The organism is Kribbella qitaiheensis (genome assembly GCF_042657745.1).
GTDB lineage: Bacteria > Actinomycetota > Actinomycetes > Propionibacteriales > Kribbellaceae > Kribbella > Kribbella qitaiheensis.
The window spans coordinates 1-5,078 of the sequence record NZ_JBHSKE010000064.1 but is presented as its reverse complement, the minus strand read 5'-3'; the positions used below and the strand labels follow the sequence as shown (position 1 = coordinate 5,078).

At 65.5% G+C, this 5,078-nt stretch carries 9 protein-coding genes; 5 read left to right on the top strand and 4 right to left on the bottom strand.

What is annotated here, in order from left to right; translation table 11 throughout:
- Together ACFPJ1_RS36645 and ACFPJ1_RS36640 are read left to right on the top strand one after the other, a co-directional pair.
- On the top strand, positions 1–337 hold a 337-nt coding region (locus tag ACFPJ1_RS36645), incomplete at its 5' end, for a hypothetical protein (protein ID WP_380110900.1).
- 107 nt (positions 338–444) lie between these two features.
- Positions 445–840 (top strand): hypothetical protein, encoded by a 396-nt coding sequence (locus ACFPJ1_RS36640; protein ID WP_380110899.1) that lies wholly within the window; start codon positions 445–447, stop codon positions 838–840.
- 59 nt (positions 841–899) lie between these two features.
- Here the strand turns inward: ACFPJ1_RS36640 and ACFPJ1_RS36635 are convergent, their stop codons facing one another.
- A complete protein-coding gene (locus tag ACFPJ1_RS36635) occupies positions 900–1,421 on the bottom strand; it encodes a hypothetical protein (protein WP_380110898.1) in 522 nt (173 codons plus the stop codon).
- Between the two features lie 230 nt (positions 1,422–1,651).
- Positions 1,652–2,041, bottom strand: a complete 390-nt coding sequence (locus tag ACFPJ1_RS36630; protein ID WP_380110897.1) for a hypothetical protein — start codon at positions 2,039–2,041, stop codon at positions 1,652–1,654.
- Positions 2,042–2,265: 224 nt separating this feature from the next.
- On the opposite strand from ACFPJ1_RS36630, the gene ACFPJ1_RS36625 reads away from it, so the two are divergent.
- Both ACFPJ1_RS36625 and ACFPJ1_RS36620 read left to right on the top strand, forming a co-directional pair.
- On the top strand, positions 2,266–2,805 hold the full coding sequence (locus ACFPJ1_RS36625) for a hypothetical protein (protein WP_380110896.1): 540 nt from the start codon (positions 2,266–2,268) through the stop codon (positions 2,803–2,805).
- Positions 2,790–3,374 carry a DUF4291 domain-containing protein gene (locus ACFPJ1_RS36620; protein WP_380110895.1) on the top strand — a complete coding sequence of 195 codons (585 nt, stop codon included), beginning with the start codon at positions 2,790–2,792 and terminating at the stop codon, positions 3,372–3,374. The genes ACFPJ1_RS36625 and ACFPJ1_RS36620 overlap by 16 nt, the downstream gene beginning before the upstream one ends.
- Positions 3,375–3,448: 74 nt before the next feature.
- Here ACFPJ1_RS36620 and ACFPJ1_RS36615 read toward each other — a convergent pair whose 3' ends face one another.
- The gene (locus ACFPJ1_RS36615) at positions 3,449–3,769 is read right to left on the bottom strand and encodes a hypothetical protein (protein ID WP_380110894.1); all 321 of its coding nucleotides are present in this window, start codon (positions 3,767–3,769) and stop codon (positions 3,449–3,451) included.
- Between the two features lie 162 nt (positions 3,770–3,931).
- Positions 3,932–4,528, bottom strand: coding sequence for a hypothetical protein (locus tag ACFPJ1_RS36610; RefSeq protein ID WP_380110893.1), 597 nt, complete (start codon positions 4,526–4,528; stop codon positions 3,932–3,934).
- A 151-nt stretch (positions 4,529–4,679) separates the two neighbouring features.
- Here ACFPJ1_RS36610 and ACFPJ1_RS36605 point away from each other — a divergent pair, with 151 nt between their 5' ends.
- The gene (locus ACFPJ1_RS36605) at positions 4,680–4,916 is read left to right on the top strand and encodes a hypothetical protein (RefSeq protein ID WP_380110892.1); all 237 of its coding nucleotides are present in this window, start codon (positions 4,680–4,682) and stop codon (positions 4,914–4,916) included.
- The last annotated feature ends 162 nt before the right edge of the window (positions 4,917–5,078 follow it).

The following is a 5,078-nucleotide window of genomic DNA, read 5'->3' as shown; positions in this document are numbered from 1 at the left end:
ACCGCCTCTATGCGCCTACGCCACGCCCGTCACCGGGCCCGCCGTACACCACTCTGCTGGACGCCACTATCTCCGCGCCGCACTCAGTCGAGCCTTGGTCGCGGCGGAGAAGCGACTGGGTGCCGACGTGGCTCTGGCGGACGACCACTACTGGCATCTCCCCGTGGACGAAGCGTTCGACATGACCCGGGAGCATGCGTCGCTGACGGTGGGCCAACTGAGTGACGATCTGGAAAACCTTCGCGAGGCAGGCGAGGTGGAGCCCGAGACCGCCTGGCATGAACTGTCGCATCTCATTGGTCTGCTCCGTGCATTGGAGCGACTAGCAAAGTCGTGACGCCCTCACATCGGCATGACCGCGCTTCCCTCTCGGCGGCAGAGGAGTGCGTTCGTCTGTTGTGTATTCGTCAACCGACTCAGCCGTCCTTGAGCGAGGATTGCCGAGTGGACGAGCTGATCGGCAAGCGCCTGATAGCGGTGGAGCGTCTGGCGTGGAGCAAGGCAGATGGCACCGCCGACATCCGAGTCGGACCCGTACACATGCACTTCGACGGTGGCCGAGGAGCGTTCTTCAGCGGCAACTCGGACTGGACGTTCGATGTTGTCGGCACCAGAGCGGGCGACGAATCCTGGCTCGCACCGTTCCAGGACGACATCGACGGTGGGCGATGGACGATGCGAGATGCCGCTGACGAGCCACCGTTTGCGGGCTTCCGGGGTTCCCGGCTGGAGTCATGGACATCTCTGCGCAACGAGATCGGCGAGCAGGTAGGAGTAGACCTGGCGTTCGATCTCGGGAACATCTCGCTTAAGGTCCACAAGGGCGAGGTCACAACCTGAGCAGGTGCGCGCTGATCGGTATGTCCGCGCGGACAGCGGCATGTCCGTGCGTCGCCGGGTTATGTGTTGTTTCGCGACCAGCGCGGCTTGGCGAGCGCCTCGGGTCGATAGCGGACCACCTGGTAGCCCTCGCCCGTGCCCAAGAGCCACGCGCCGACAGAGGGGTCAGGCGGGAACTGGTTGTCCAGCAAGGCGATAAAACCATCGGCTACCTCGAGGAGACGGGCGAGCTCCAGGGTCCCATTGGCGGCCCAGCCTCCGGCGACGGGATCGCCATCGAGAATGATCCACTGCTGCATCTGTTCGGTTGACAGATCTCCGAAAGATTCGGCTCTGGCCCGGGCTGTAACTGCTATCGCGCGCAGGACGGACCGCTGCTCGTCGGATAGCTCACCCGCGTCGGCACCGAAGTCGGTAACCACAGCCGCGACGCGCCACTGCTCGGCTAGGGCGCGCAGTGCGGGGTCGAGCACGGCCGACGCATTGTTGGCCATCTCTTCGACGAGATAGCCCATCCACGCGCCAAAGGCGTCAGCAGTAGCCCAAAACCCTCGTGCGCCAACCCGGACAGTCGTGGTCATGCTCACCAGTGCATGATCTCAGACCCGAGTCGGCCGGCTACCTCATTCCGCGGTCCTGCTGGAAGCCATCCGGTCGGCTGCGGGTCGCGCACCCATCGGCATGGTCGAGCGATCACCGCATGACGGCGGGACGTCCTCACATCGGCAGTTGAGCGCACTGTCTGCGGCAGATCCGGACGGTTCCGCTCAGGTGCGCCGACTCCGAACGCGCACATCGCCGGTGGCGGGCTCTAGCCCTTGGGTACGACGTCGTGCGCCCGGTATGCAGTCCCAATAAGGTGAGCCAACGCGGCGCGCACGTCGGCGTCGCGGTCGAGTCTGGGAAGTTCTGCCAGTCGCTCCGGGGCGATATCGAAAGTGGTCAAGGCCGTCCCGGCCTTTGGGACTATCGCTTCGAACAGCAAGAGGCACCGGTACGCGCGCAACGCCTCGAAGCGCTCCTCGCGCAGAAAGGTCATGAGCAGAATGGGCGCATCGAGAACCTGATGTCGCAGCGCCTGGACGGATGTCCAGCGGGTCGAAAAGCCGTTCTGCTCCGCGCTAGTTTGAAGACCCGCCAGTTCATCAAGCGATATCGTGCAGACTCGAAAGTCGTCGTCTGTGCTCTCAATCGCGGACACCGGCGCCAGCCTATGGGATACGACATCTGGCCCGCTCGGACGCCATGGGCACTCGCCCGCTCAACGGTATGAGCGCGCTTCACTCTTCGCGGCAGTTCCGTACGTCTACCGTCGGCGTGGTTTGGCAGGCGTTCGGCGTGGCTCCGTAGAGGCGTCGCTACAGTGCCGCTGGCACTCATTGCATGTGCTTGGCCACGTTGCCCGGCACCTGAAAGGCTGAGACCGTGACATCGGGCTTGGAGCTGTTGCTGGACGCGAGGGTGATGTCGGACGCCGACGTAGCTCGGGCCTTCGGGCATGGCGGACGGAGCAACGCCGACGAGGTGGACCGCGCGGCTTTGGTCGCCGCGCTGCTGTCGAGCTTCATTCCGGCGGACGCGCCCCTGATCCGTGAGCTGACCCGCCAAGAGATCGCCGCGGTCGGTGATGCGGACTCGGGCTGCGGCGACGTGCTGCTGGCCTGTTGCTGGCTGCTGTTCATGATTGGCCACGTCGAGGACGCTGCACTGGTCTGGCGCGCGAAGAACGTCAACTTCGATGCGCACTGCTACATCGACTCGGTCTTTCTGATCCCGCAGGGGGGCGCCGTGACGGCGGAGTTCGCCCGGTCCCACGACTTGATGGATCTGGTCGACTGGGTCGAAGGCGAGTGGATACGCGACCCGGAGACCGTCGCACGAGAGTGGCGGTCCGGATCGTTCTTCGCCCGAGTGCCGCCTGCCGCGGCGTCTTTGGAGGACCTGGCGAGATGGATGCGCCAGTGACCCCGCCAGCCCGGCAGGTGCGCGCGGTATTCGACGCCGAATCGATCATCGTCTACCAGGCATACGGCCAGGAGATCGCCGACGCCGCCCTCGCCGCTGGCACGTTCGTCGCACCGTTCAGCATGAACCGGATGACGTGGATCAAGCCGTCGTTCCTGTGGATGATGTACCGCTGTGGCTGGGCGTCGAAACCGGGTCAGGAGCGCGTGCTCGCAATTCGGATGAGCCGGACCGGGTTCGAGGACGCGTTGGCTGAGTCGTGCCTGAGCCACTTCGACCCCACGCTCTACCCGGACCGGGAAACCTGGCGGCGTGCGCTCGCGGACTGCCCGGTGCGCGTCCAGTGGGATCCCGAGCGCACATTGAGCGGCCAACCCCTGCCCTACCGGTCGCTCCAGGTCGGGTTGTCTGGGTCGGCCGTCACGCGCTACGCCACCAAGTGGGTCCGCAGCATCGAGGACATCACCGACACGCTAGAACGTCGCCGCCACGGTCTCGACCGGCTTCCCGACGAACGCCCCTACCCGCTACCGGTCACCGTCGCGGAGCGCATCTCGGCGACCGTGTAGAGGTCGTACGCCGCGTCCGCACTGACGCCCTGTCATCGGCATGACCGCGCGCGGAAAGAGGCATGTCAGGGCGTTCAGCCACGCTCACGTCCGGGCAGGGGGGCGCCGTCCAGGAAGGCGTTGTAGACGTCGAGGACGTCGTCGTCCACCGTCGGCTCGATGTTGCTCCAACGAGTATCTCGACGGTCGCGATGAGGGCCGGACAGCCAGAACTCCTCGTGCGTGTCTGTGTCGTAGAAGTTCGCGTCCCACATGCCCTTGCCGCGGGCCAGGGTTCGGCCGTGCCAGTAGGCCGTCTTCCAGGTTCTGTTGAACCTCACACGGCTGATCCAGGCCGGCCCTTGGTCGGTTCCGTGGCCGGTCTTGAGTTGGACGAACATGACTCGATCAGGCACGCGCCCATGGTGCCCCAGCCGGGGTTGAGGTCCACGCATTTCGGCGGATGACCGATACGTGCGTAGCCTGCCCTCAACGCGGCAGATCCGGTTGCCGCAGCGCACGCCATCTGCGGCACGTCCGAGCGACATGGTCCCTTCGTCGGGCCGGTCTGGCGACGGTCATGAATGGTTGCCCAGTCGTCGCCGCACCACACGCCGCCGCAGGGTGGGCGAAGCCACCACCTCGTAACCAGCCTCGAGGAAGACCTGCACCAGCCCGACCGACGCCTCGTCCCAGATCACGGTCTTGCCCGGCGGCGGCTCGATCGGGTACCCCTCCAGGACGCGGGCGCCGACCTGCTCGCCGTACTCAACGGCGGCGGCGGCGAGCTCGTAGGTCAGCCCCGACTGACGCCGGCCCTTGCGCACGACGAAGCACGTGACTGACCAGACGCCCTCAAGCTCGGGGTCCATCCGCATCCACGCCTGCTTCCGGCTCCACAGCCTCGGGTAGTTCTCCCGCGGCTCGACCGCGACCCAGCCGGCCGCCTCGCCGTCGACGTACCCGATCAGCCCCGACGTCGGTCCGGTGGTGGTACCGCAGGCGGTCTGCTCCAGCAGCGCGGCATTCCTCTGCTCCTGGGTCGTGTCCCGCCAGATCCAGCCGGGCACCTTCAGCGCTTGGCAACGGCACTTGTGGGCTCCGCCCGTGGCGAAGACCGCCTCGACGTCCTCTGTCGATGCTTGATTGGCCGGGAGCCACATGAAATCGGGCATGCAGCCATCATGCTCTTCGCTGGGTGTGCCATCGTCGAAGACCGCGGTCCACCACCGGCACGCGAATGAACGGGCGGAGGGTCTGGGAGAGACGGTCGTCGTACCAGCAGGTCCACGCCTTCACTATCTGCGGCATGTCAGGATGCTCGGCATGGCGAAATGGCTCTGCGCGTGCGGCACGACGATTCGGTCCAGCGGGGAGATCCCCAACCCTATGCAGTGGATGCTGATGTCGGATCAAGACTTTGATGCGTTCAGTGGCTTGGTGCAGGCCGAGGATGTCTACATGGGTATGACGATCGCGTTCCGGTGTCCTACGTGCGACCGGCTGCACATTTTCTGGCGAGGCATGGACGACGATCCGGTCGTCTACGCACCTGAGCGTTAGCCGCTCTTCGGCATGTGCGTGCGTTGGCCGACGTCCGCCAGGTGATCTGTGACAGTGGATGCACGAATCGCGGCATGTCCGTGTGTCCGCGTAAGTGAAGTCGTGGGACAACGACGCGCTAGGTGTCGTACCCGAGTCCGTCCCAGGGTTCGTAGTACGCGA